The sequence below is a fragment of the Pseudomonas sp. microsymbiont 2 genome, assembly GCF_054788395.1.
In genome coordinates, this window is sequence record NZ_CM139112.1 from 474561 (window position 1) to 494788 (window position 20228).

The following is a 20228-nucleotide window of genomic DNA, read 5'->3' on the forward strand; positions in this document are numbered from 1 at the left end:
GCTCCTACAGGTCCCTGCTAAATCAATTCGTCATGCGCAGTTCCATGAGAGCTGCCTAGCGCCGCCAGAACCCACTCAGGCCCAGGCCGGCTGAAAGGCCCAGCCCCACCCAGGCCAGCACATCCCACACCCCATCCCCGAGCAGTGCGGCAAACAGCCCGGCCGCACTGAGCACGGCGATCAACGCCGGCCAGGCGAAGATCCTGCGGGTGCTTTGCGATTTGTGGCTCATGCCCGCACCTCCCGCGGCTTGCGTTGCTTGCCCCACCACAGGTACAGCCCGCTGCCGAGCACGATGATGGTCAGCACATCGAGCACGGCCCAGAGGATCTGCATCGGTCGGCCGCCGTAGTCACCGAAATGCAGGGGTTGCGACAGGCCCATGGCGTCCATGTACCAGGGGCGTTCGCCCACGGCGGTCACCTCCAGGGTGCGCGCGTCGATCAGGATCGGCGTGAACAGGTGCGAGGTCAGGTTCGTGGCGCCATTCATGAACACCGCATAGTGGTGCTCGCTGGAGAAGCGCGTGCCAGGGAAGGCGATGAAGTCCGGGCGCATGCCCGGTGCCGCCTGCTCGGCGATGCGCAGCAGCTCGGTGGCCGGGGCGCGCTCGGTGAGCGGCGGGGCGTCGCGATACGGCGCGACCATGGCCGCCAGGCTGTCGTTGCGCCAGGCGGCGATGACCAGGTCGGACAGGGCGCTGATCACCCCGGTGACGCCGACCACCAGGGCCCAGGTCAGGGTGACCACGCCGATCAGGTTGTGCAGGTCCAGCCAGCGCAGGCGCGCGGACTTTTCATGGCGCACCGTGGCGAAACGCAGGCGACGCATGAACGGCGCATAGAGCACGGTGCCGGAGACGATGGCGACAATGAACAGCACCCCCATGAACGCCAGCAGCAGCTTGCCGGGCAGCCCGGCGAACATGTCCACGTGCAGGCGCAGCATCAGCATCATGAAACCGCCGTTGGCCGCCGGCATGGCCACCGCCTCGCCGGTGCGCGCATCGAGCATGAAGGTGTGCGAGTCGTCGGGGTGGGTGCCGGCGGTGGCGGCCATGATCGCGACCACGCCGTTGGGCTCGTCGTCTTCATAGCCGAAGTACTGCATCACCTCGCCGGGGCGGTGCTGTTCGGCCTTGAGCACCAGCTGCTGCAGGTCCAGGTGCGGGGTGTCGGCGGGCATCTCGCGCAGCTCCGGCGCATCGCCCAGCAGGTGCTCCAGTTCGTGGTGGAAGATCAGCGGCAGGCCGGTGAGGGCGAGCAGCAACAGGAACAGCGTGCAGACGAGGCTGCTCCAGGTGTGGATCGCTGACCAGCGGCGGATGGTTTGGCTTTTCATCACGGTTCCGTCTTTGCCTGAAGGATCGAGGGGCTGCTGTGCAGCCCATTCGCGGGCAAGCCCGCTCCCACAGGGAACGCGCCGATCTCAGGGGATGCGCATTTGCTGTGGGAGCGGGCTTGCCCGCGAATGGGCCGCAAGGCGGCCCCGTCACTCAGAACTTGTAGGTGGCGCTGGCGACGACGCTGCGTTGGTCCCCGTAATAGCAGTAATACCCGTCGCAGGTGGACAGGTAGTCCTTGTTCAGCAGGTTGCTGGCGTTGACCGCCACCGAGGCGCCCTTGAGGCTGTTGTCCAGGCGGCCCAGGTCGTAGTGCACGGCGGCGTCGAACACAGTGTAGGCCTTGCTCTTGCCGAGCCAGGTGTTGGCTTCGTCACCGTAGCGGTTGCCGGTGTAACGAGCGCCCAGGCCAATGCCGAAGCCGTCAAGCACACCGGTATGCCAGGTGTAGTCGGCCCACAACGAGGCCTGCTGGTTGGGCATCTGTTGCAGGCGGTTGCCTTTGTACTGCCCTTTCTGCACTTCGGACTTGGCCAGGGTGTAGGCGGCGATCACTTTCAGGTTGTCGGTGACATCGGAGACGGCTTCCAGCTCCAGACCGTGGACCTTGACCTCACCGGTCTGGCTGGAGACGGGCACCCCAGCCACATTGTTGGTGACGGTCACGTTCTTCTGCTTGAGGTCGTACACTGCCGCCGACAGCAAGGTGTTGGAGCCAGGCGGTTGATACTTGACCCCCAGCTCCCATTGCTGGCCTTCGGTTGGCTTGAACGATTTCTCGATGTCAGCGCTCGAACCGCTGCTTGGCTGGAAGGACTCGGCGTAGGAGAGGTACGGTACAAAGCCCGAGTCGAACACGTAGCTGAGCGCCGCATTGCCGCTGAACTGCTTGTCGCGCTGGGTGTTGGTGGCATTGCCCTTGTTGAGGAACGTGGTGCCGGTATGCACCCAGTCCTCACGCCCGCCCAGGGTCAGGCGCCATTTGTCGAGCGCCATCTGGTCCTGGATGTAGAGCCCGGTCTGGACGGTTTTCTGGTTGTAGTCCAGATAGGCCGAAGCGCGGTCCGGACGGGTGATCGGCAAGCCATACACCGGGTTGTTGACGTTGGTGGGCGGCACGTTGAAGCCATAGATGGAGAGGAAGTCGGAGTCCGTGCGCTGGTGGTCCAGGCCGATCAGCACGGTGTGGCTGATATCGCCTGTGGCGAAGTCGGCCTGGAAGTTGTTGTCGAGGGCGAACTGGCTGATGTCCTCATCGACGTTGGTGGACATGCGGCTGGCGTTGCCCTGGTTATCCACAGGGCCATCAGGTTGGTAGTAGCTGCCGACCGTGAGCGTCTGGAACGACAACTCGCTCTTGGTATAGCGCAGGTTCTGGCGGAACTGCCAGACATCGTTGAAACGATGTTCGAAGGCATAACCCAGCGCGTAATAGGTGCGGTCGTAGTATTCGTAATCCGGGTCGCCCAGGTTCTTGTGGCGGGAGACCTTGCCGAACGGCATGTCGATCTTGGTGCCTTGTATCGGGTAGAACTGGCTGGTGGCACCGGTGTCGTCCCGAGTGAACTGGCTGAGGAAGGTCAGCGAGGTGTCTTCGTCGATGTTCCAGGTCAGGCTCGGGGCGATGTTGTAGCGCTTGTTGTCCATGTGGTCGATCTGCGTGCCGCTGTCGCGCACCACGCCGCTGACGCCATAGAGGAACTGGCCCTGCTCATCGATCTTGCCGGTGCTGGCGAAGTTGATCTGGCGGTGGTTGTCGCTGCCGTACTGCAGTTGGATCTCGTGGCTGCTCTCGGCCTGGGGGCGCCGGCTGACCATGTCCAGCAGACCGCCGGGCGGGGTCTGGCCATACACCGACGAGGCCGGGCCACGCAGCAGCGCAAGGCGGTCGAGGTTCCAGGTTTCGGCTTTCGGGTTGGCATACACACCGCGGGGCAGGGGCAGGCCGTCGAGGAACTGGGTCGGCTCGAAGCCGCGCACGCGCATCCAGTCGTAGCGGGTGTCGCTGCCGAAACTGGCCGAGACGATGCCCGGCATGTACTTCACCGCGTCATCCAGGCTTTGCACGCCGCGGTCGCTCATCTGCTGGCGGGTGGCCACGGAAATGGAGCGTGGGACTTCCACCAGCGCAGTGTCGGTCTTGGTACCGGCGGCTGTGCGTTTGGCGGTGTAGCCCTCGACCGGTCCCCATGCGCTTTCGTAACTGCTGTTGGCGTTGATGTTGGTTTCCGGCAGCGCGAGGCTGCCCTCGGCCGTGGCTACCAGGCTGTAGCTGCCGGCGCTGCTCTGCTGCAGCTGCAGACCGGTACCGCGCAGGGCGGCCTGCAGGGCGCCGACAGCGTCGTACTGGCCACTGACCGGTGCCGAGTTGCGTCCGCTGACCAATGCCGGATCCAGCGCCAGGGCGATCCCGGCCTGGCTGGCGATCTGGTTCAGGGTGCTGGCCAGCGGTGCGCTGGGCAGATCATAGGCACGCATGGCGGACTGTTCGGCGGCGAACAGGGCGGGGCTGGCCAACGGGGTGGCCAGGCCGATGGCCAGGGCCATCAGGCTGGGGCGAAGCAAAGCATCAACGGCACGGGACATGCAGCGGCTCCTCGACGAAATAGTGCTGACTGCTTCCTTGCCGAGCGAGATTGGGAAAGTGACAGGGTCTTTTGAAAAAAATCTGGCAGGGTTGGCGCGAGTGGCGCTCAGCGCTATATCGCCTTGGCTTATTCGCGGGTAAACCCGCTCCCACAGGCGTGGCGCATTCCCTGTGGGAGCGGGTTTACCCGCGAATAGCAGCACACGACGCTTATCTGGCGGAGACTGTCACCCACCACGGCGTATGCCGCTCGATCTTCACCGGCAGCGCCGGTTGCAGCGAGGCCAGGGCCAGGTCGGTGTCGGTCAGCGGGAAGCTGCCGCTCACGCGCAGGTCGGCGACTTCGTCGCTGACACCCAGGTGGCCGCTGCGGTACTGGCCGAGCGCGGCCACCAGGTCGGCCAGGCGCACGTTGTCCACCACCAGCATGCCGCGGGTCCAGGCATCGCTGCCGACCGCCACGGATCCGACCCGGCCCAGGCCATCGGCGCTCATCAGCACCTGCTGGCCCTCGCGCAGGACCTGTTCGTCACCGCTGTTCTGCGGCTTGGCGGCCACCGATGACTGCAAGACTTCCAGGCGTGTGCCGGCGTCCTCGCGCTTGACCAGGAAGCGCGTGCCCAGTGGTCTGAGGCGGCCCTCCTCGGTGCGCACCAGCAACGGGTGGCTGTCGTCATGGCCGGTCTCCACCGAGATCTCGCCCTGGTGCAGCACGATCAGCCGCTGTTCGCCCTGGAAGTCGATATCCACCGCGGTCCTGGTGTTCAGGCTCAGCAAGGTGCCGTCTTCCAGGCGCAGGGTGCGCATTTCGCCCGTGCCGGTGTGCTGGTCGGCCAGCCAGTAGTTCGGCGACAGGGTCGGCACGCCAGCGCCGACCAGCAGGCAGCCGACCAGCAGCAGCCCGGCCAGGCCCCCACCCAAGCCGCTCAGGCGCTGGCGCAGGCCGCTTCGTGATTGCAACAGGGCGTGGCGTACCGGGCCTGCGGCGGTGCTGACACGCTGGTCGAGCATGCCCAACTGCCGCCAGGCGCGGGCGTGCTCTTCGTGGGCGGCGTGCCAGCGCATGAAGGCACTGCGCTCGTCCGGTGTGCCGCAGCCTTCGTCCAGGCACAGTTTCCAGGCGATGGCCGCTTCCAGCACCGTGCTCGATACCGGGCCGTTGTTCATGTCGGTTGCCCGTACAGGGCGATGTAGCACTGGCGCATGCCCTGGGCGATGTACTGGCGCACGCGCGACACCGAAACGCCCAGGCGCTCGGCGATCTCGGCGTGGCCCAGGCCATCCAGGCGGTTGTGCAGGAAGGCCGCGCGGGCCTTGCTCGACAGCTTGCCGAGCAGGCGGTCGATGGCCTTGAGGTCTTCGAGGACCAGGTGCTGCATTTCCGGGGAGGGTTGCTCGGCCTCGGGCAACGAGGCCAGTTCCGCCAGGTAGGCCTGCTCGAGGGCGGCGCGGCGGAAGTGGTCGAACAGCAGGCCCTTGGCGACTGCCACGAGGAACGCGCGGGGTTCGCGGGGGGCGTCCAGGCGTTCACGACCTAGCAGGCGCACGAAGGTGTCCTGGCTCAGGTCCTCGGCGCGCTGGCGGCAGGCCGTGCTGCGTTGCAGCCAGGCCAGCAGCCAGCCGCGATGGTCGCGGTACAGCGTTCCGACCAGCTCGGTGTGTGGGCTGCGTACAGACGTCAAAAGGCGTCCCCCGGGAAGCATGCGTTAACTAACGATAATTATTCGCGATTGTGGCAGAGGCGAGGGTGGGGGCGCAATTGACGCTTATCGGATTGCCAGCAGCAATAGCAAACGTTTTGCGGTTCTCTTCAGGCTGCAATTGCTGTAGGAGCGGCCTTGCCGAGGCGTCGGACCGGTCGGAAAGGGGTGCGAAGCACCCCCACGATTAGTGCATCAAGCGGATAATGCCGGGGCCGCTTTGCGGCCCTTTCGCGACACGAGGCCGCTCCTACAGGGGCGATGTATGGCTCAGAGGCCGTGACTCTGGACTTTGCGTCGCCGCCACTGACGCAGCCCCTGCTCCAGCTGCAACGGACTGTCCAGTTGCTGGCGCCGGGCCTGACTGAAGAGGATCAGCGCCAGCTCGGCGGTCACCTGGGCATCGGCGCTGGCGTGGTGACGGGCCTGCACTTCCAGCCCGAAACGGGCAACCCAGTCGTCCAGCCCGGCTTCGCGCAGCACGGTGTCGGGGTTGAGCATCGGTGCCAGCTCCGCCACATCGAGAAACCCATGCTGCAGGCGCAGTCCCAGGCTGTCCTTGAGAGCCCGGGCCAGCATGTGCCGGTCGAACGGGGCATGGAACGCCAGCACAGGGCTGTCGCCAATGAACGTCATCAGGTCGAGCAGCGCCTCGGCGGGATCGCAACCGGCGGCAAGGGCGCTGGGCCCCAGGCCGTGGATCAGCACGCTGGCATTGGTCTTCTGCCCGGGGCGGTACAGCGTGCGCTCGAATGGCCGGCCCATGTCGATGGCCCCGTCCTCGATGGCCACCGCGCCGATCGACAGCACCTGGTCGCGGTTGAGGTTCAGGCCGCTGGTTTCCAGATCCAGCACCACCCAGCGCTGCTCGCGCAGGGTGCAGACCCCCAGCGGAGCCGGCGCGGGCAGCGCGGCCAGGCGCTGGCGCAGGTTATCGGCCAGGTCCGGCGCCGTGGGCCGCAGCCAGGCGAACAGGTTCACAGCTGGTACCGCAGGGCGAGGCTGCTCTGCAGGCGCTGGGCCTGGCGCAGGGACTCGCGCAGGATGCGCCGGTCCAGGTGGTTGAGGCTGTCGGGGTCGAGCCGATTGGAGTAGGGCTGGTGGTCGCGGCTCTGGCGCTGGTGCTGCTGCATGCGGGTCTGCTGGATGAAGTGATAGGCCTCTTCGTAGGCGGCGCCGTCCAGCGCCTCGATGACCCCCTTGTCCACCAGCTGGCGCAGGCGCTCCAGGGTGTTGCACGCCTTGATGCCGTTGGCCAGGGCCAGCAGCCTGGCGCCGTCGACGAACGGGGTCAGCCCTTGCACCTTGAGGTCCAGGGTGGCGGCCTTGTCGTCGCCCTGGCGGGTCAGCACGAAGTCGCGCAGGCGCCCCACCGGTGGGCGCTGGCGCAGGGCGTTGTCGGCCAGCATGCGCTGGAATATGCGGTTGTCGGCCACCTGCTCCAGCAAGGACTGGCGCAATTGCTCGCAACCCTGCTCATCGCCCCAGACCACGCGCAGGTCGAAGTAGATGCTCGAACCCAGCAGGTTTTCCGGGCTGGCTTCGCGCACGAAACCGGCGAAGCGCCGTGCCCATTCGCTGCGCGACAGGCACAGCTCGGGGTTGCCGGCCATTACGTTGCCCTTGCACAGGGTGAAGCCGCATTGGGCGAGGTTGTGGTTGATGTATTGCGCCAGCGGCAGCAGTTTCGCGCGGATGGCATCGGCTTCGACGCTGTCGCGGGCTTCGAACAGGATGCCGTTGTCCTGGTCGGTGTGCAGTGTCTGTTCGCGGCGACCTTCGCTGCCGAAGCACAGCCAGCTGAACGGCACGCCGGGGTCGCCGCGTTCGGCCATGGCCAGCTCGATCACCCGGCACACGGTGTGGTCGTTGAGCAGGGTGATGATCTGGGTGATCTGCGTCGACGAGGCACCGTGGGCGAGCATGCGCTCGACCAACTGGCCGATCTCGCCGCGCAGCGCCACCAGGGTGTCCAGTCGTGGCGCATGGCGGATGGTACGCGCCAGGTGCACCAGGTCGACACGCTGCAGGGAAAACAGGTCGCGTTCGGAGATCACCCCGCACAGGCGCTGGTTGTCCACCAGGCAGACGTGGGCAATGTGCCGCTCGGTCATCGCCATGGCGGCATCGAAGGCACTGGCCTGAGGACTGAGGTGGAAGGGCCGGGCGGTCATATGGCGTTCGACCGGCGCGGTCAGCTCGGCGCTGGCGTCGGCCACCACCTGGCGCAGGTCGCGCAGGGTGAAGATGCCGATGGGATACCGCCGCTCATCGATGATGACGATGCTGCCGACCTGCTGCTCGTGCATCAACCGCACGGCTTCGCGCAAGGGCGTGTCCGCCGTGCAGACCACCGGATGACGCAACGCCAGTTCGCCCAGCGGTGTATTCAGCGAGTACTGGGTGCCCAGGGTTTCCACGGCGCGCTGGCGCACCTGCTGGTTGACCTGGTCGAGCAGGCTGCTCACGCCGCGCAAGGCGAAGTCGCGGAAGGCCTCGGACATCGAGAACAGGCGGATGAACGCCGCCTTGTTCAGTTGCAGGCAGAACGTGTCATCGCCGGCCAGGTGCTCGGTGCGGGTGGCCCGTTCACCGAGCAGCGCGGCCAGCGGGAAGCACTCGCCGCTGGTGATCTCGAAGGTGGTCTCGGTACCTGGCCTGGTCACGTGGTGACGCTCGCCGACCACTTGCCCCTGCTTGACGATGTAGAAGTGTTCGACCGGCCCGTCGGCGGGCTTGATGATGCTTTCTCCGGCCGCGTAGAAACGCAGCTGGCATTGTTCCACCAGGAAGGCCAGGTGGTTGTGCTCCATCTGGTTGAAGGGCGGGAAACGCTGCAGGAACTGCAGGGTGCCCTGGATGTTTTGCAGCACTGCTGTCCTGCCCGCCAGGTGGTAGGCGTCCTTTTTGCTCATGAAGCTGACCGTATCGCTATGCCGAACTATATATATCTATCTATAGGGGGCGGCTTTGTTGTTCTCGGCCTCCATGGTCGGCTGGCCGCCTTGCGGTGCCCATTGGACGTAAGTCTAGAGACACCGCTGTCAACGCCCCGACGAAAGGCGAACCGGGCTGCGCGGGTTTACGGTCTCAAGGGTGAGCACGATTTTTCTGACGAGATGACCATGGCTGAGCATGACGACATCCTGAGTGACGCCGAACGTGAGGCGTTGGCCGTGGCGAGTGCCCCCGTCGCACCGAAGCCCGTGGTGCTGGTGGTGGACGACAATCCGGTGAACAGGGATGCATTGTGCCTTTACCTGAAAAGCCGGGGGATCGAGAGCATGCAGGCCGATGGCGCCCAGGAGGCGATGTTCAAGCTGCACTACGAGCCGCGTATTGCCCTGATGATCACTGATTTGCGTATGCAGCCCGATGATGGGCTGGACCTGATCCGGCAGATTCGCGAATCGGAGCGGGCGGCGCTGTCGATCATCGTCGTGTCGGGCGACACCGATGTGAAGGAGGCGGTGGACGTTATGCACCTGGGCGTGGTGGATTTCCTGCTCAAGCCGGTGGACCTGGAGAAGCTCCTGGAGTTGGTGCGACGTGAATTGAGAATGGGTCATGGCTGAAAGCGATCGCGGGGCAAGCCCGCTCCCACGCCGAGTGACAATCGGCGTGGGAGCGGGCTTGCCCCGCGATGTGTTGCTGGCGGCTTAAAGCCCGTTGCGCGCCTTGAACTCGCGGCGACGGCGGTGCAGCACCGGCTCGGTGTAGCCGTTCGGTTGCTTGGCGCCTTCCACCACCAGTTCCACGGCGGCCTGGAACGCGATGTTGTCATCGAAGTTCGGCGCCATCGGGCGGTACAGGGCGTCGCCGGCGTTCTGCTTGTCCACCACCGCGGCCATGCGCTTGAGGCTTTCCAGCACCTGCTCCTGGGTGACCACGCCGTGGCGCAGCCAGTTGGCCAGCAGCTGGGCCGAGATGCGCAGGGTGGCGCGGTCTTCCATCAGGCCGACGTCGTTGATGTCCGGCACCTTCGAGCAACCCACGCCCTGGTCGATCCAGCGCACCACATAGCCGAGGATGCCCTGGGCGTTGTTGTCCAGCTCGTTGCGGATCTCCTCGGCCGACCAGTTGGTGTCGGCGGCCAGCGGAATGGTCAGGATGTCATCGACCGAGGCCGGGGTGCGCGAAGCCAGCTCGCGCTGACGCGCCTGCACATCGACCTTGTGGTAGTGCAGGGCGTGCAGGGTGGCGGCGGTCGGCGACGGTACCCAGGCGGTGTTGGCTCCGGCCAGCGGGTGGGCGATCTTCTGCTCGAGCATGGCGGCCATCAGGTCGGGCATGGCCCACATGCCCTTGCCGATCTGCGCGCGACCTTGCAGGCCAGTGGCCAGGCCGACGTCGACGTTGTTGTTCTCGTAGGCGCCGATCCACTTCTCGTGCTTCATGGCGCCCTTGCGCACTACGGCGCCGGCTTCCATGGAGGTGTGGATCTCGTCACCGGTGCGGTCGAGGAAACCGGTGTTGATGAACACCACGCGCTCGGCGGCGGCCTTGATGCACGACTTGAGGTTGACCGTGGTGCGGCGCTCTTCGTCCATGATGCCGACCTTGACGGTGTTGCGCTTCATGCCGAGCAGGTCTTCGACGCGGCTGAAAATCTCGGCGGCGAAGGCTACTTCCTCCGGGCCGTGCATCTTCGGCTTGACGATGTACACGCTGCCGCTGCGGGTGTTCTTGCGGCTGGTGTTGCCGTTGAGGTTGTGCAGGGCGATCAGGTTGGTGAACAGACCGTCCTGGATGCCTTCGGGAATCTCGTTGCCCTGGGCGTCGAGGATCGCCGGGTTGGTCATCAGGTGACCGACGTTGCGCACGAACAGCAGCGAGCGACCGTGCAGGGTGACGCTGCCGCCATTGGGCGCGGCGTATTCGCGGTCGGGGTTCATGGTGCGGGTGAAGGTCTTTTCGCCCTTGGTCACGCTTTCGGCCAGGTCGCCTTTCATCAGGCCCAGCCAGTTGCGGTAGACGATCACCTTGTCGTCGGCGTCGACGGCGGCGACCGAGTCTTCGCAGTCCATGATGGTGGTCAGCGCCGACTCCATCAGGATGTCCTTCACGCCGGCGGCGTCGGTGCTGCCGACCGGGGTGCTGGCGTCGACCTGGATCTCGAAATGCAGGCCGTTGTGCTTGAGCAGCACGGCGGTCGGCGCCTTGGCGTCGCCATGGAAACCGATCAGCTGGGCGTCGTCACGCAGGCCGCTGTTGCTGCCACCCTTGAGGGCGACCACCAACTTGCCGCCTTCGATGCGGTAGCCGGTGGAGTCGACGTGGGAGCCGGCCGCCAGTGGCGCGGCTTCATCGAGGAAGGCACGGCCGAAGGCGATGACCTTGTCACCGCGCACCTTGTTGTAGCCCTGGCCTTTCTCGGCGCCACCCGCATCGCTGATGGCGTCGGTGCCGTAGAGGGCGTCGTACAGCGAACCCCAACGGGCGTTGGCGGCGTTCAGGGCGAAGCGCGCGTTCATCACCGGCACCACCAGCTGCGGGCCGGCCATGACGGCGATTTCTTCGTCGACGTTCTGCGTGGTGGCCTGGAAATCGTCGGCTTGTGGCAGCAGGTAACCGATTTCCTGGAGGAATGCTTTGTAGGCTGCGGCGTCGTGGGCCTGGCCTTTGCGTGCCTGGTGCCAGGCATCGATCTTGGCTTGCAGCTCGTCGCGCTTGGCGAGCAGGGCTTTGTTCTTGGGGGCGAGGTCGTTGATGATTTTCTCCGCCCCGGCCCAGAACGCATCGGCCTTGACGCCGGTTCCAGGGATCGCTTCGTCGTTGACGAAGTCATACAGGGCCTTGGCGACCTGAAGGCCACCGACTTGAACGTATCCAGTCATTGCTTGCCTCACCTCTGCTCAGCTATTTCGCTTTCGCTCATCGTATTAAGCCTGTAGCGCTTCTCTAAACACGGCACCAGTGCATGCCCGCGGACTTCGGGGGCGGCTGGGTGCGGCTCGCCAGACGGATCGGCGGGCGGTTGGCGTATTTTCACAGGCGCCTTGGCAGACATCGAAACGACGTTTTGTAGTCCGCGTCGACGCATACTACATGAAGCAGCAGGCAGGTGAACATCAGACTAAAAGCGTCGCTCTGCGACCAACTGGTCGCATAGGGTCACGCTGGGAGACGGTATGTTCGCAAAAAACAGGTGGATTGTTCCAGATAAATCTTGAAACAGTACACGATCAAGATCCCTGACTGTCCTGCGGCAGGTTGCCGCGCCTTGCCTATACTGAATCGACCCCTGTCTCGCGGCCTGTTGTCGCGCCCCGAGCGAATCGAAAGGAGTGGCCCGTGGACCATCTCGTACTCACTGTGATCGCCCCCGACAAGGCCGGTCAGGTCGAACGTATCGCCCAGTGCATCGCCGATCACAACGGCAACTGGCTGGAAAGTCGTATGTCGCGCATGGCCGGGCAGTTCGCCGGGATCCTGCGGGTGGCGGTGCCGGCGGAAAACTACGCCGAGCTGGTCGAGTCGCTGCATAAACTGGGTGACCACGGCATCCGTGTGCTCATTGCCGAAAGCGGGATCGAGCCGTCCTGCACCTGGAAGCCGATCGCAATGGAACTGGTGGGTAACGACCGGCCGGGTATCGTCCGTGATATCACCCGTTTGCTGGCCGAGCAAGGGGTGAACGTGGAGCGCCTGAGCACCGAGGTGCGGCCAGCACCGATGAGCAGCGAGCCGTTGTTCCATGCCGATGCGTTGCTGGCGTTGCCGTTGACCTTGTCGTTGGACGATCTGCAGGCGCGGCTGGAGAGCCTGGCGGATGATCTGATGGTGGAGTTGCGGCTGCGGCCGGAGGAGTGATTCAAGATCGCCGGGGCCGCTTCGCGCCCCATCGCGACACAAGGCCGCTCCTACAGGAAATCGAGATCCCCTGTAGGAGCGGCCTTGTGTCGCGATGGGGCGCGAAGCGGCCCTTAGATGGTTATCCCGATTTTACGGGGAAGCCCCTGTGGATAAGCTGGGGGCGCTACGCTGGAGGCCAGTAACAGCAAGGGCTGGCGAGGTTTGAGCAAAAAATGTCCACTAATCAGTGGCTTGTGCACAAACGGCGGGGACGAGGGTGTGGATAACCTTTGGAGCGCTTGCTGCAGGCCACGTCCCCCGTGGCCTGTAGAGATTTGATTATTTTCTGATCAGGCGCGCTTGCGCAAACTCAGCCAGGCATCGACGCTATAAATCGCCAGGCCGCCCCAGATACAGGCGAAGGCCAGCAGGTTGCTCGCCGTCAGATGCTCGTCGAACAGCAGCACCGCCTGCAACAGCACCAGGGTCGGCGCCAGGTACTGCAGGAAGCCCAGCGTGGTGTAGGGCAGGTGCCGGGCGGCAGCGTTGAAGCACACCAGCGGCACCAGCGTCACCGGGCCGGCGGCGATCAGCCACAGCGCCTCGCTGCTGCTGAAGAACTCAGGGCTGGCGCTGCTGGCGGCCGGGTGCAGCAACAGCCAGCCGATGGCAATGGGCACCAGCATCCACGTCTCGACCACCAGCCCAGGCAGTGCGGCCACGGGCGCCTGCTTGCGAATCAACCCATAGAAGCCGAACGACAGCGCCAGCGCCAGCGACACCCACGGCAAGCTGCCGACCTGCCACACCTGCTGGGCCACGCCCAGGGCCGCCAGCCCCACCGCCAGCCATTGCAGGCGGCGCAGGCGTTCGCCGAGCAGCAGCATGCCCAGCAGCACGTTGATCAGCGGGTTGATGTAGTAGCCCAGGCTGGCCTCGAGCATGCGGCCATTGTTCACCGCCCACACGTAGGTCAGCCAGTTGCCGGCGATCAGCGCGCCGCTGAGCGCGAGGATCGCCAGGCGCCGAGGGTTGTCGCGCAGTTCGCGCCACCAGCCGGGGTGTTTCCACACCAGTAGCAGGAGCGAGCCGAACAGGGCCGACCAGAGTACCCGGTGGACGATGATTTCCACCGCCGGAACGCTCTGGATCGCTTTGAAGTACAGGGGAAACAAGCCCCAGATGATGTAGGCGCCGAGGCCCAGGAGGTACCCGCGACGCGGGTTGGCGGCGTGCATGCAGAATCCTTGCTTAGGTAGCTAAATAAAGCGACGCCTATTGTAGACAGCGCGCGGCCCAGACCTAGAACAATTTCAACGGTTGTTCATCGAGCGCGGCGATCTGCTCGCGCAGGGCGAGGATCTGGTCGCCCCAGTAGCGCGGTTGGCCGAACCAGGGGAAGCTTGGCGGGAACGCCGGATCGTCCCAGCGCCGTGCCAGCCAGGCGCTGTAGTGCAACTGGCGCAGGGCGCGCAGCGGCTCGATCAGGGCCAGTTCGCGTGGGTCGAAGTCATGGAACTCGTTGTAGCCGTCGATCAATTCCGCCAGTTGCCCCAAGCGTTCCTCGCGGCTGCCGGCGAGCATCATCCACAGGTCCTGGACGGCCGGGCCCATGCGGCAGTCGTCGAGGTCGACCACGTGGTAGACGTCGTCGCGGTGCATCAGGTTGCCTGGATGCAGGTCGCCGTGCAGGCGGATCAGCTGGTGCGGGGTGCGGGCGTAGATATCCTCGACCCGCTTGAGCAGGTCGCGGGCCACCGACTCATAGGCGGGCAGCAGCTCACGGGGCACGAAGTTGCCGTCGAGCAGGGTCTTGAGCGAGGCGTGGCCAAAGTTGTCCACAGCCAGGGATTCGCGGTGCTCGAAGGGTTTGCTCGCGCCTACCGCATGCAGGCGCCCGAGCAGTTGCCCGAGGCGATAGAGCTGGTCGAGGTTGCCCGGCTCCGGGGCATGGCCGCCACGGCGCGGGAACAGGGTGAAGCGAAAGCCCTGGTGTTCGAACAGGGAGCGCCCCTCGTGCAGCAGCGGTGCCACCACCGGCACTTCGCACTCGGCCAGTTCGCGGGTGAAGGTGTGCTCCTCGAGGATCGCCGCGTCGCTCCAGCGCCCAGGGCGATAGAACTTGGCGATCAGCGGCTGTGCGTCCTCGATGCCCACCTGGTAGACGCGGTTCTCGTAGCTGTTGAGTGCCAGCACCCGCGCGTCGCTGAGAAAGCCGAGGCTTTCCACGGCATCCAGCACGAGGTCGGGTGTGAGGGTATCGAAGGGGTGGGACATGAAAGGCTCCGGTCGCGGGGACTGCGTGCGGGCATGTTACCCCAGGCCAGTCCTTGCCGCAGATCGGTGGCCACAAGCTCCCGTGGACGCGGGCTGGCCGGGCTAGACCGGCACCCCCAGCAGCACGAACGACGGATGAAACTGCACCCGCAACTCGTTTCCCGGTTGCACCTGGTACTGCGCCAGCCAGGCGGCTTCGGCGATGGCGCACAAGGTCTGGCCGTTACCCAGTGCCAGGCGTACCTCGCCCGGCCCGTCCTCCTCGCTGAGGATTTCCTCGACCGTGGCCTTCAGGCAGTTGCTGCCTGCTTGCGCCTGCTCGTCATCGCCCAGCAACTGCACCCAGCCCGCCTTCAGCAGGGCCACCACGCTGCCGCCCAGCGCCAGCTCCAGGCGCTCGGTACTGCCCCGGGTGATCAACGCTTCGATCTCCAGCCCGCCGCCCAGGGCCAGGCTGATGCGATCATGCCGGCCCTCGCGGCGCAGCCCGCTGATGCGTCCTTGCAACTGGTTGCGGGCACTGGTGCGCAGCATCAGGCGCCCGAGCAGGTCGAGGTCGCTGCTGTCCTCGGGGGACTGGAGAATCTCCGCCTGCAACGCCTGCAGGCGTTGGTACAGGCGCAAGACCCGTTCGCCTTCGGCGGACAAGCGCGCCCCGCCACCGCCGCGGCCTCCAGTACTGCGCTCCACCAGTGGTTGCGCAGCCAGGTTGTTGAGTTCGTCGATGGCGTCCCAGGCGGCCTTGTAGCTGATCCCGGCGGCCTTGGCGGCGCGGGTGATCGAGCCCTGCTCGGCGACATGCTGCAGCAGGGCGATGCGCTGTGGACGACGGACGATGTGCTGGGTGAGCAGGGCAGGCAGGGACATGGGCGGGCATTCGGGTGTTGTGTAGGTCCCGCGACGTTGCCGCCGTCACCGGGTCAAGTCAAGCCTGATCCGGCTTGGGTGTGCGTGCCAGGCAATAGATATCGACACGGCGGGCGCCGGCCCCGCGCAGCAGTCGGGCCAGCGCCTGGGCGGTCGCGCCGGTGGTCAGCACGTCGTCGACCACCGCCAGGTGCAGGCCGTCGATGTCCGCCTCCTTGGCGAGCGCGAAGGCCCGGCGCAGGTTGCCCCGACGGGCCTTGGCGCCAAGTACCTGCTGGGCCGGGGTGTCACGGATGCGTTCAAGCAGATGTTCGTCGCACGGCAGGCGCAATTGCCTGGCCAGCCAGTGGGCGAGCATCGCCGCCTGGTTGAAACCTCGCTGGCGCAGCCGACCCTTGGCCAGTGGCACGGGCAGCAGTCGGTCGGGGCGCGGCAGGCCTTCTGCGTAGTGATGCTCCAGTGCGTGGCCGAGCAGCTGCGCCATCAGCCGGCCCAGGGGCCACTGTCTGGCATGCTTGAAGCGGCTGACCAGCGTGTCGATGGGAAAGCCGAAAGACCAGGGCGCGATCACCTGACTGAAGGCTGGCGGACGCTGTTCGCAGCTGATGCAAGCGAGTTCGCCGCAGGCCGTGGGCAAGGCGCAGCGGCGGCAGTGCTGGCCCAGCCACGGCAGTTCGCGTTCGCAGGCCATGCATAGCGGATAGGGCTGCAGGGCGGGTTCGTCACACAACAGGCATGACTGATTGATATTTGTACAGATGTAAACCAGTGTCTTTATGCTTGGTTGACAGTTCATGGGCCTTCCGTGACTATGCGAGCTATCCGTGATGCGCTGGCGGGCTTTCTTCTCCCGGCGTCAGTCAGACCCTAGATAAGGAAACGCCGATGAGCGCCAGTGCAATTGCAACCACACGTCACGATTGGTCCCTGGCCGAGGTCAAGGCGCTGTTCCAGCAGCCGTTCAACGACCTGTTGTTCCAGGCCCAGACCGTCCACCGCGCGCACTTCGACCCCAACCGCGTGCAGGTTTCCACGCTGCTGTCGATCAAGACCGGCGCCTGCCCGGAAGATTGCAAATATTGTCCGCAGTCCGGCCACTACAACACCGGGCTGGAAAAGCAGAAGCTGATGGAAGTGCAGAAGGTGCTGGAAGAGGCCGCCCGGGCCAAGGCCATCGGCTCGACCCGTTTCTGCATGGGCGCGGCGTGGAAGCATCCGTCGGCCAAGGACATGCCGTACGTGCTGGAGATGGTCAAAGGGGTGAAGGCCATGGGCCTGGAGACCTGCATGACCCTCGGCAGGCTCGATCAGGAGCAGACCCAGGCCCTGGCCCAGGCCGGCCTGGACTACTACAACCACAACCTCGACACCTCGCCGGAGTTCTACGGCAGCATCATCACCACCCGCACCTACAGCGAGCGCCTGCAGACCCTGGCCTACGTGCGCGATGCCGGCATGAAGATCTGCTCCGGCGGCATCCTCGGCATGGGCGAGTCGCTGGACGACCGCGCAGGCCTCTTGATCCAGCTGGCCAACCTGCCCGAGCACCCGGAGTCGGTGCCGATCAACATGCTGGTCAAGGTCGCTGGCACGCCGCTGGCCGATGAAGAGGACGTCGACCCGTTCGACTTCATCCGCATGCTGGCCGTGGCCCGGGTCCTCATGCCCAAGTCCCACGTGCGCCTGTCCGCCGGCCGCGAGCAGATGAACGAGCAGATGCAGGCCCTGGCCTTCATGGCTGGCGCCAACTCGATCTTCTACGGCGAAAAACTGCTGACCACCGCCAACCCGCAAGCCGACAAGGACATGCAGCTGTTCGCCCGCCTCGGTATCCTGCCCGAAGCCCGCGAAGAGCACGCCGACGAAGTACACCAGGCGGCCATCGAGCAGGCCCTGGTCGAGCAACGCAGCAGCGAGCTGTTCTACGACGCAGCCACGGCCTGAACATGGCTTTCGACCTCGCCGCGCGGCTAGCCGAACGGCGCGCCGCCGACCTTTACCGCCAACGTCCTCTGCTTCAGAGCCCACAGGGGCCGCAGGTGGTGGTCGACGGCCAGCCATTGCTGGCGTTCTGCAGCAACGATTACCTGGGCCTGGCCAACCACCCTGAAGTGATCAAGGCCTGGCGCGAGGGCGCCGAGCGCTGGGGTGTCGGCGGCGGTGCCTCGCATCTGGTGATCGGCCACAGCACACCGCACCATCAGGTGGAAGAGGCCCTGGCCGACCTGACCGGGCGCCCGCGCGCGCTGTTGTTCTCCACCGGCTACATGGCCAACCTCGGCGCGATCACCGCGCTGGTGGGGCAGGGCGACACGGTGCTGCAGGATCGCCTCAACCATGCCTCCTTGCTGGATGGCGGGCTGCTCAGCGGCGCGCGCTTCAGCCGCTACCTGCACAATGATCCGGCCAGCCTGGCCAGCCGCCTGGACAAGGCCAGCGGCAATACCCTGGTGGTCACCGACGGCGTGTTCAGCATGGACGGTGACTGCGCCGACCTGCCGGCCCTGGCCAAGGAGGCCCGCGCCCGCGGTGCCTGGCTGATGGTCGACGACGCCCATGGTTTCGGCACGCTCGGCGACAACGGTGGCGGGCTGGTCGAACACTTCGGTCTCGCTGTCGACGACGTGCCGGTGTTGATCGGCACGCTGGGCAAGGCTTGTGGCACTTCCGGCGCCTTCGTCGCCGGCAGCGAGGAACTGATCGAGGCGCTGGTGCAGTTCGCCCGGCCCTATATCTACACCACCAGCCAGCCACCGGCGCTGGCCTGCGCCACCCTCAAGGCCCTGGAGTTGCTGCGCCGCGAGCGTTGGCGTCGCGAGCACCTGGCCGCGTTGATCCGGCAGTTCCGCACGGGCGCCGAGCAAATCGGGCTGACGCTGATGGACAGCCACACCGCGATCCAGCCGATCCTGATCGGCGATGCGGGGCGGGCGCTGGCGCTGTCTCGCCTGTTGCGCGAACGCGGGCTGCTGGTCACGGCGATTCGACCACCCACCGTGCCCGCTGGCAGCGCGCGCTTGCGCGTGACCTTGAGCGCCGCCCACAGCGAGGCGCAGGTCCAGCTATTGTTGAATGCATTGGCCGAGTGTCATCCACAGCTGGAGTCCGCCGATGCGTAACCGCCTGATCCTACTGCCCGGCTGGGGCCTGGGCACCGCCTCACTGGAACCGCTGGCCGCCAGCCTGCGCGCCCAGGATTCACGCCTGCAAGTCGAGTTGATGCCCCTGCCGGAACTGGCCGACAGTGATCCCCAAGCCTGGATCGAACACCTGGACCGCACGTTGCCGACCGATGTGTGGCTGGGTGGCTGGTCGCTGGGCGGCATGCTCGCCAGCGCCTTGGCGCACAAGCGCGGCGACCACTGCTGTGGCCTGCTCACCCTGGCCAGCAACCCCAGCTTCGTGGCCCGGGCGGACTGGCCGCACGGCATGGCTGCAGATACCTTCGGCACTTTCCTGGATGGTTGCCGCAGCCACACGCACGTCACCCTCAAGCGCTTTCGCACCTTGTGCAGCGAGGGCGCGCAGCAACCGCGCACCCTGCTGCGTCAACTGGGGGTAGGCGTGCCCGACACCGATCCGCTGTACCTGGCCAGAGGCCTCGAAGTGCTGGCCAGCCTCGATACGCGCAGCGCCCTGGAGCAATACGGAGGCCCGCAGCTACATCTGTTCGCCGGCAGTGACGCGCTGGTACCGGTGGAAGCGGCCAAGGCCCTGAGCGACCTGCTGCCGGACGTGGAAGTCGGCCTGGTCGAAGACAGTTCCCATGCCTTCCTGCTGGAGTATCCCCAGGAGTTGGCAGCGGGCATCAAGAGTTTCCTGCATGAGAGTGGTGATGACTGATCTTTCCCGCCCAACCCTGCCCGGCACCTTGCCGGACAAGCGCCAGGTGGCGGCTTCGTTCTCCCGCGCGGCGGCCAGCTACGACAGTGTCGCGGCCCTGCAGCGCGCCGTGGGCATGGCGCTGCTGGCGCGGCTGCCCGCCGGGTTCACGCCTGCGCGCTGGCTCGACCTGGGCAGCGGCACTGGGCATTTCAGTCGGATGTTGGGCGAGCGTTTCGCCGCCGCCGACGGCGTGGCGGTGGACATCGCCGAGGGCATGTTGCGCCATGCCCGCGGGCAGGGCGGTGCCCGGCATCATGTGGCGGGCGACGCCGAGCGCCTACCCTTGCGTGACGGTTGCGTCGACCTGCTGTTCAGCAGCCTGGCGGTGCAGTGGTGCGGACAGTTCGCCAGTGTGCTGGGCGAAGCGCGGCGGGCCCTGCGTCCTGGTGGTGTGCTGGCGTTCAGCAGCCTGTGCGTGGGCACCCTCGACGAGCTGCGCGCCAGCTGGCAGGCGGTGGATGGCATGGTGCACGTCAATCGTTTCCGGCGCTTCGAGGACTACCAGCGCCTGTGCGCCGAAAGCGGCTTGGATCTGCTCGAACTGGATCGCCGTCCTCACGTGTTGCATTACCCCGATGTGCGCAGCCTGACCCATGAACTCAAGGCACTGGGCGCGCACAACCTCAACCCGGGGCGTCCATCGGGGCTTACCGGGCGCGCGCGAATGCAAGGCCTGTTGCAGGCCTACGAGCAGTTCCGCCAGCCGCAGGGCCTGCCCGCCACCTATCAGGTGGTCTACGGTGTGTTGCGTAAACCGTTGGCGCAGGAGTCGTGA

18 protein-coding genes are annotated in these 20228 nt (G+C 65.8%); 6 read left to right on the forward strand and 12 right to left on the reverse strand.

Features of this window, described 5'->3' with window-relative positions:
- Positions 1 to 55 precede the first annotated feature (55 nt).
- From ACYUME_RS02075 to ACYUME_RS02105, 7 genes are all read right to left on the reverse strand, one after another.
- Positions 56 to 232, reverse strand: a complete 177-nt coding sequence (locus ACYUME_RS02075) for a hypothetical protein (protein WP_198742816.1) — start codon at positions 230 to 232, stop codon at positions 56 to 58.
- Positions 229 to 1341 carry a PepSY-associated TM helix domain-containing protein gene (locus ACYUME_RS02080; protein ID WP_460417949.1) on the reverse strand — a complete coding sequence of 371 codons (1113 nt, stop codon included), beginning with the start codon at positions 1339 to 1341 and terminating at the stop codon, positions 229 to 231. The genes ACYUME_RS02075 and ACYUME_RS02080 overlap by 4 nt, the downstream gene beginning before the upstream one ends.
- Positions 1342 to 1495: 154 nt before the next feature.
- A complete protein-coding gene (locus ACYUME_RS02085) occupies positions 1496 to 3928 on the reverse strand; it encodes a TonB-dependent siderophore receptor (protein WP_460417950.1) in 2433 nt (810 codons plus the stop codon).
- Between the two features lie 211 nt (positions 3929 to 4139).
- Positions 4140 to 5096 carry a FecR domain-containing protein gene (locus tag ACYUME_RS02090; RefSeq protein ID WP_460417951.1) on the reverse strand — a complete coding sequence of 319 codons (957 nt, stop codon included), beginning with the start codon at positions 5094 to 5096 and terminating at the stop codon, positions 4140 to 4142.
- Complete coding sequence (locus ACYUME_RS02095; protein ID WP_460417952.1) at positions 5093 to 5611, reverse strand: RNA polymerase sigma factor; 519 nt, start codon at positions 5609 to 5611, stop codon at positions 5093 to 5095. The genes ACYUME_RS02090 and ACYUME_RS02095 overlap by 4 nt, the downstream gene beginning before the upstream one ends.
- 288 nt (positions 5612 to 5899) lie before the next feature.
- Complete coding sequence (locus tag ACYUME_RS02100; RefSeq protein WP_279884035.1) at positions 5900 to 6610, reverse strand: 3'-5' exonuclease; 711 nt, start codon at positions 6608 to 6610, stop codon at positions 5900 to 5902.
- A complete protein-coding gene (locus tag ACYUME_RS02105) occupies positions 6607 to 8544 on the reverse strand; it encodes a putative nucleotidyltransferase substrate binding domain-containing protein (protein WP_460417953.1) in 1938 nt (645 codons plus the stop codon). Before ACYUME_RS02105 ends, ACYUME_RS02100 begins: the two co-directional genes overlap by 4 nt.
- Before the next feature lie 210 nt (positions 8545 to 8754).
- On the opposite strand from ACYUME_RS02105, the gene ACYUME_RS02110 reads away from it, so the two are divergent.
- The gene (locus tag ACYUME_RS02110; RefSeq protein ID WP_279884032.1) at positions 8755 to 9204 is read left to right on the forward strand and encodes a response regulator; all 450 of its coding nucleotides are present in this window, start codon (positions 8755 to 8757) and stop codon (positions 9202 to 9204) included.
- 84 nt (positions 9205 to 9288) lie between these two features.
- Here ACYUME_RS02110 and ACYUME_RS02115 read toward each other — a convergent pair whose 3' ends face one another.
- Complete coding sequence (locus ACYUME_RS02115; RefSeq protein WP_460417954.1) at positions 9289 to 11466, reverse strand: malate synthase G; 2178 nt, start codon at positions 11464 to 11466, stop codon at positions 9289 to 9291.
- 457 nt (positions 11467 to 11923) lie between these two features.
- Between ACYUME_RS02115 and ACYUME_RS02120 the strand changes: the two genes are divergently transcribed.
- Positions 11924 to 12442: a glycine cleavage system transcriptional repressor gene (locus tag ACYUME_RS02120; protein WP_279884028.1), complete on the forward strand. Its 519-nt coding sequence runs from the start codon at positions 11924 to 11926 to the stop codon at positions 12440 to 12442.
- A 332-nt stretch (positions 12443 to 12774) separates the two neighbouring features.
- Here ACYUME_RS02120 and rarD read toward each other — a convergent pair whose 3' ends face one another.
- The 4 genes from rarD to ACYUME_RS02140 all read right to left on the reverse strand — a co-directional run bounded on the left by rarD (position 12775) and on the right by ACYUME_RS02140 (position 16364).
- Entirely contained in the window at positions 12775 to 13662 is an 888-nt protein-coding gene (rarD, locus tag ACYUME_RS02125) for an EamA family transporter RarD (RefSeq protein WP_279884026.1), read from the reverse strand.
- A 64-nt stretch (positions 13663 to 13726) separates the two neighbouring features.
- Entirely contained in the window at positions 13727 to 14701 is a 975-nt protein-coding gene (locus tag ACYUME_RS02130; protein ID WP_279884024.1) for a serine/threonine protein kinase, read from the reverse strand.
- A gap of 102 nt (positions 14702 to 14803) precedes the next feature.
- Complete coding sequence (locus tag ACYUME_RS02135; protein WP_279884022.1) at positions 14804 to 15568, reverse strand: TOBE domain-containing protein; 765 nt, start codon at positions 15566 to 15568, stop codon at positions 14804 to 14806.
- 58 nt (positions 15569 to 15626) lie between these two features.
- On the reverse strand, positions 15627 to 16364 hold the full coding sequence (locus ACYUME_RS02140; RefSeq protein WP_460417955.1) for a phosphoribosyltransferase family protein: 738 nt from the start codon (positions 16362 to 16364) through the stop codon (positions 15627 to 15629).
- 89 nt (positions 16365 to 16453) lie between these two features.
- Between ACYUME_RS02140 and bioB the strand changes: the two genes are divergently transcribed.
- The 4 genes from bioB to bioC are packed head-to-tail and all read left to right on the forward strand — an operon-like array spanning position 16454 to position 20228.
- Positions 16454 to 17512, forward strand: coding sequence for a biotin synthase BioB (gene bioB, locus ACYUME_RS02145; RefSeq protein WP_460417956.1), 1059 nt, complete (start codon positions 16454 to 16456; stop codon positions 17510 to 17512).
- Positions 17513 to 17514: 2 nt separating this feature from the next.
- Positions 17515 to 18687 carry an 8-amino-7-oxononanoate synthase gene (gene bioF / locus ACYUME_RS02150; protein WP_460417957.1) on the forward strand — a complete coding sequence of 391 codons (1173 nt, stop codon included), beginning with the start codon at positions 17515 to 17517 and terminating at the stop codon, positions 18685 to 18687.
- On the forward strand, positions 18680 to 19411 hold the full coding sequence (locus ACYUME_RS02155) for an alpha/beta fold hydrolase (RefSeq protein ID WP_279884014.1): 732 nt from the start codon (positions 18680 to 18682) through the stop codon (positions 19409 to 19411). Before bioF ends, ACYUME_RS02155 begins: the two co-directional genes overlap by 8 nt.
- Positions 19404 to 20228, forward strand: a complete 825-nt coding sequence (bioC, locus tag ACYUME_RS02160) for a malonyl-ACP O-methyltransferase BioC (RefSeq protein ID WP_279884012.1) — start codon at positions 19404 to 19406, stop codon at positions 20226 to 20228. The genes ACYUME_RS02155 and bioC overlap by 8 nt, the downstream gene beginning before the upstream one ends.

What these genes read in the sequence shown, in the direction of transcription:
- ACYUME_RS02075 (WP_198742816.1), bottom strand. Translation starts at nt 232, where the DNA reads ATGAGCCACAAATCGCAAAGCACCCGCAGGATCTTCGCCTGGCCGGCG.
- ACYUME_RS02080 (WP_460417949.1), bottom strand. Translation starts at nt 1,341, where the DNA reads ATGAAAAGCCAAACCATCCGCCGCTGGTCAGCGATCCACACCTGGAGC.
- ACYUME_RS02085 (WP_460417950.1), bottom strand. Translation starts at nt 3,928, where the DNA reads ATGTCCCGTGCCGTTGATGCTTTGCTTCGCCCCAGCCTGATGGCCCTG.
- ACYUME_RS02090 (WP_460417951.1), bottom strand. Translation starts at nt 5,096, where the DNA reads ATGAACAACGGCCCGGTATCGAGCACGGTGCTGGAAGCGGCCATCGCC.
- ACYUME_RS02105 (WP_460417953.1), bottom strand. Translation starts at nt 8,544, where the DNA reads ATGAGCAAAAAGGACGCCTACCACCTGGCGGGCAGGACAGCAGTGCTG.
- ACYUME_RS02110 (WP_279884032.1), top strand. Translation starts at nt 8,755, where the DNA reads ATGGCTGAGCATGACGACATCCTGAGTGACGCCGAACGTGAGGCGTTG.
- ACYUME_RS02115 (WP_460417954.1), bottom strand. Translation starts at nt 11,466, where the DNA reads ATGACTGGATACGTTCAAGTCGGTGGCCTTCAGGTCGCCAAGGCCCTG.
- rarD (WP_279884026.1), bottom strand. Translation starts at nt 13,662, where the DNA reads ATGCACGCCGCCAACCCGCGTCGCGGGTACCTCCTGGGCCTCGGCGCC.
- ACYUME_RS02130 (WP_279884024.1), bottom strand. Translation starts at nt 14,701, where the DNA reads ATGTCCCACCCCTTCGATACCCTCACACCCGACCTCGTGCTGGATGCC.
- ACYUME_RS02135 (WP_279884022.1), bottom strand. Translation starts at nt 15,568, where the DNA reads ATGTCCCTGCCTGCCCTGCTCACCCAGCACATCGTCCGTCGTCCACAG.
- ACYUME_RS02140 (WP_460417955.1), bottom strand. Translation starts at nt 16,364, where the DNA reads ATGAACTGTCAACCAAGCATAAAGACACTGGTTTACATCTGTACAAAT.
- bioB (WP_460417956.1), top strand. Translation starts at nt 16,454, where the DNA reads ATGAGCGCCAGTGCAATTGCAACCACACGTCACGATTGGTCCCTGGCC.
- bioF (WP_460417957.1), top strand. Translation starts at nt 17,515, where the DNA reads ATGGCTTTCGACCTCGCCGCGCGGCTAGCCGAACGGCGCGCCGCCGAC.
- ACYUME_RS02155 (WP_279884014.1), top strand. Translation starts at nt 18,680, where the DNA reads ATGCGTAACCGCCTGATCCTACTGCCCGGCTGGGGCCTGGGCACCGCC.
- bioC (WP_279884012.1), top strand. Translation starts at nt 19,404, where the DNA reads ATGACTGATCTTTCCCGCCCAACCCTGCCCGGCACCTTGCCGGACAAG.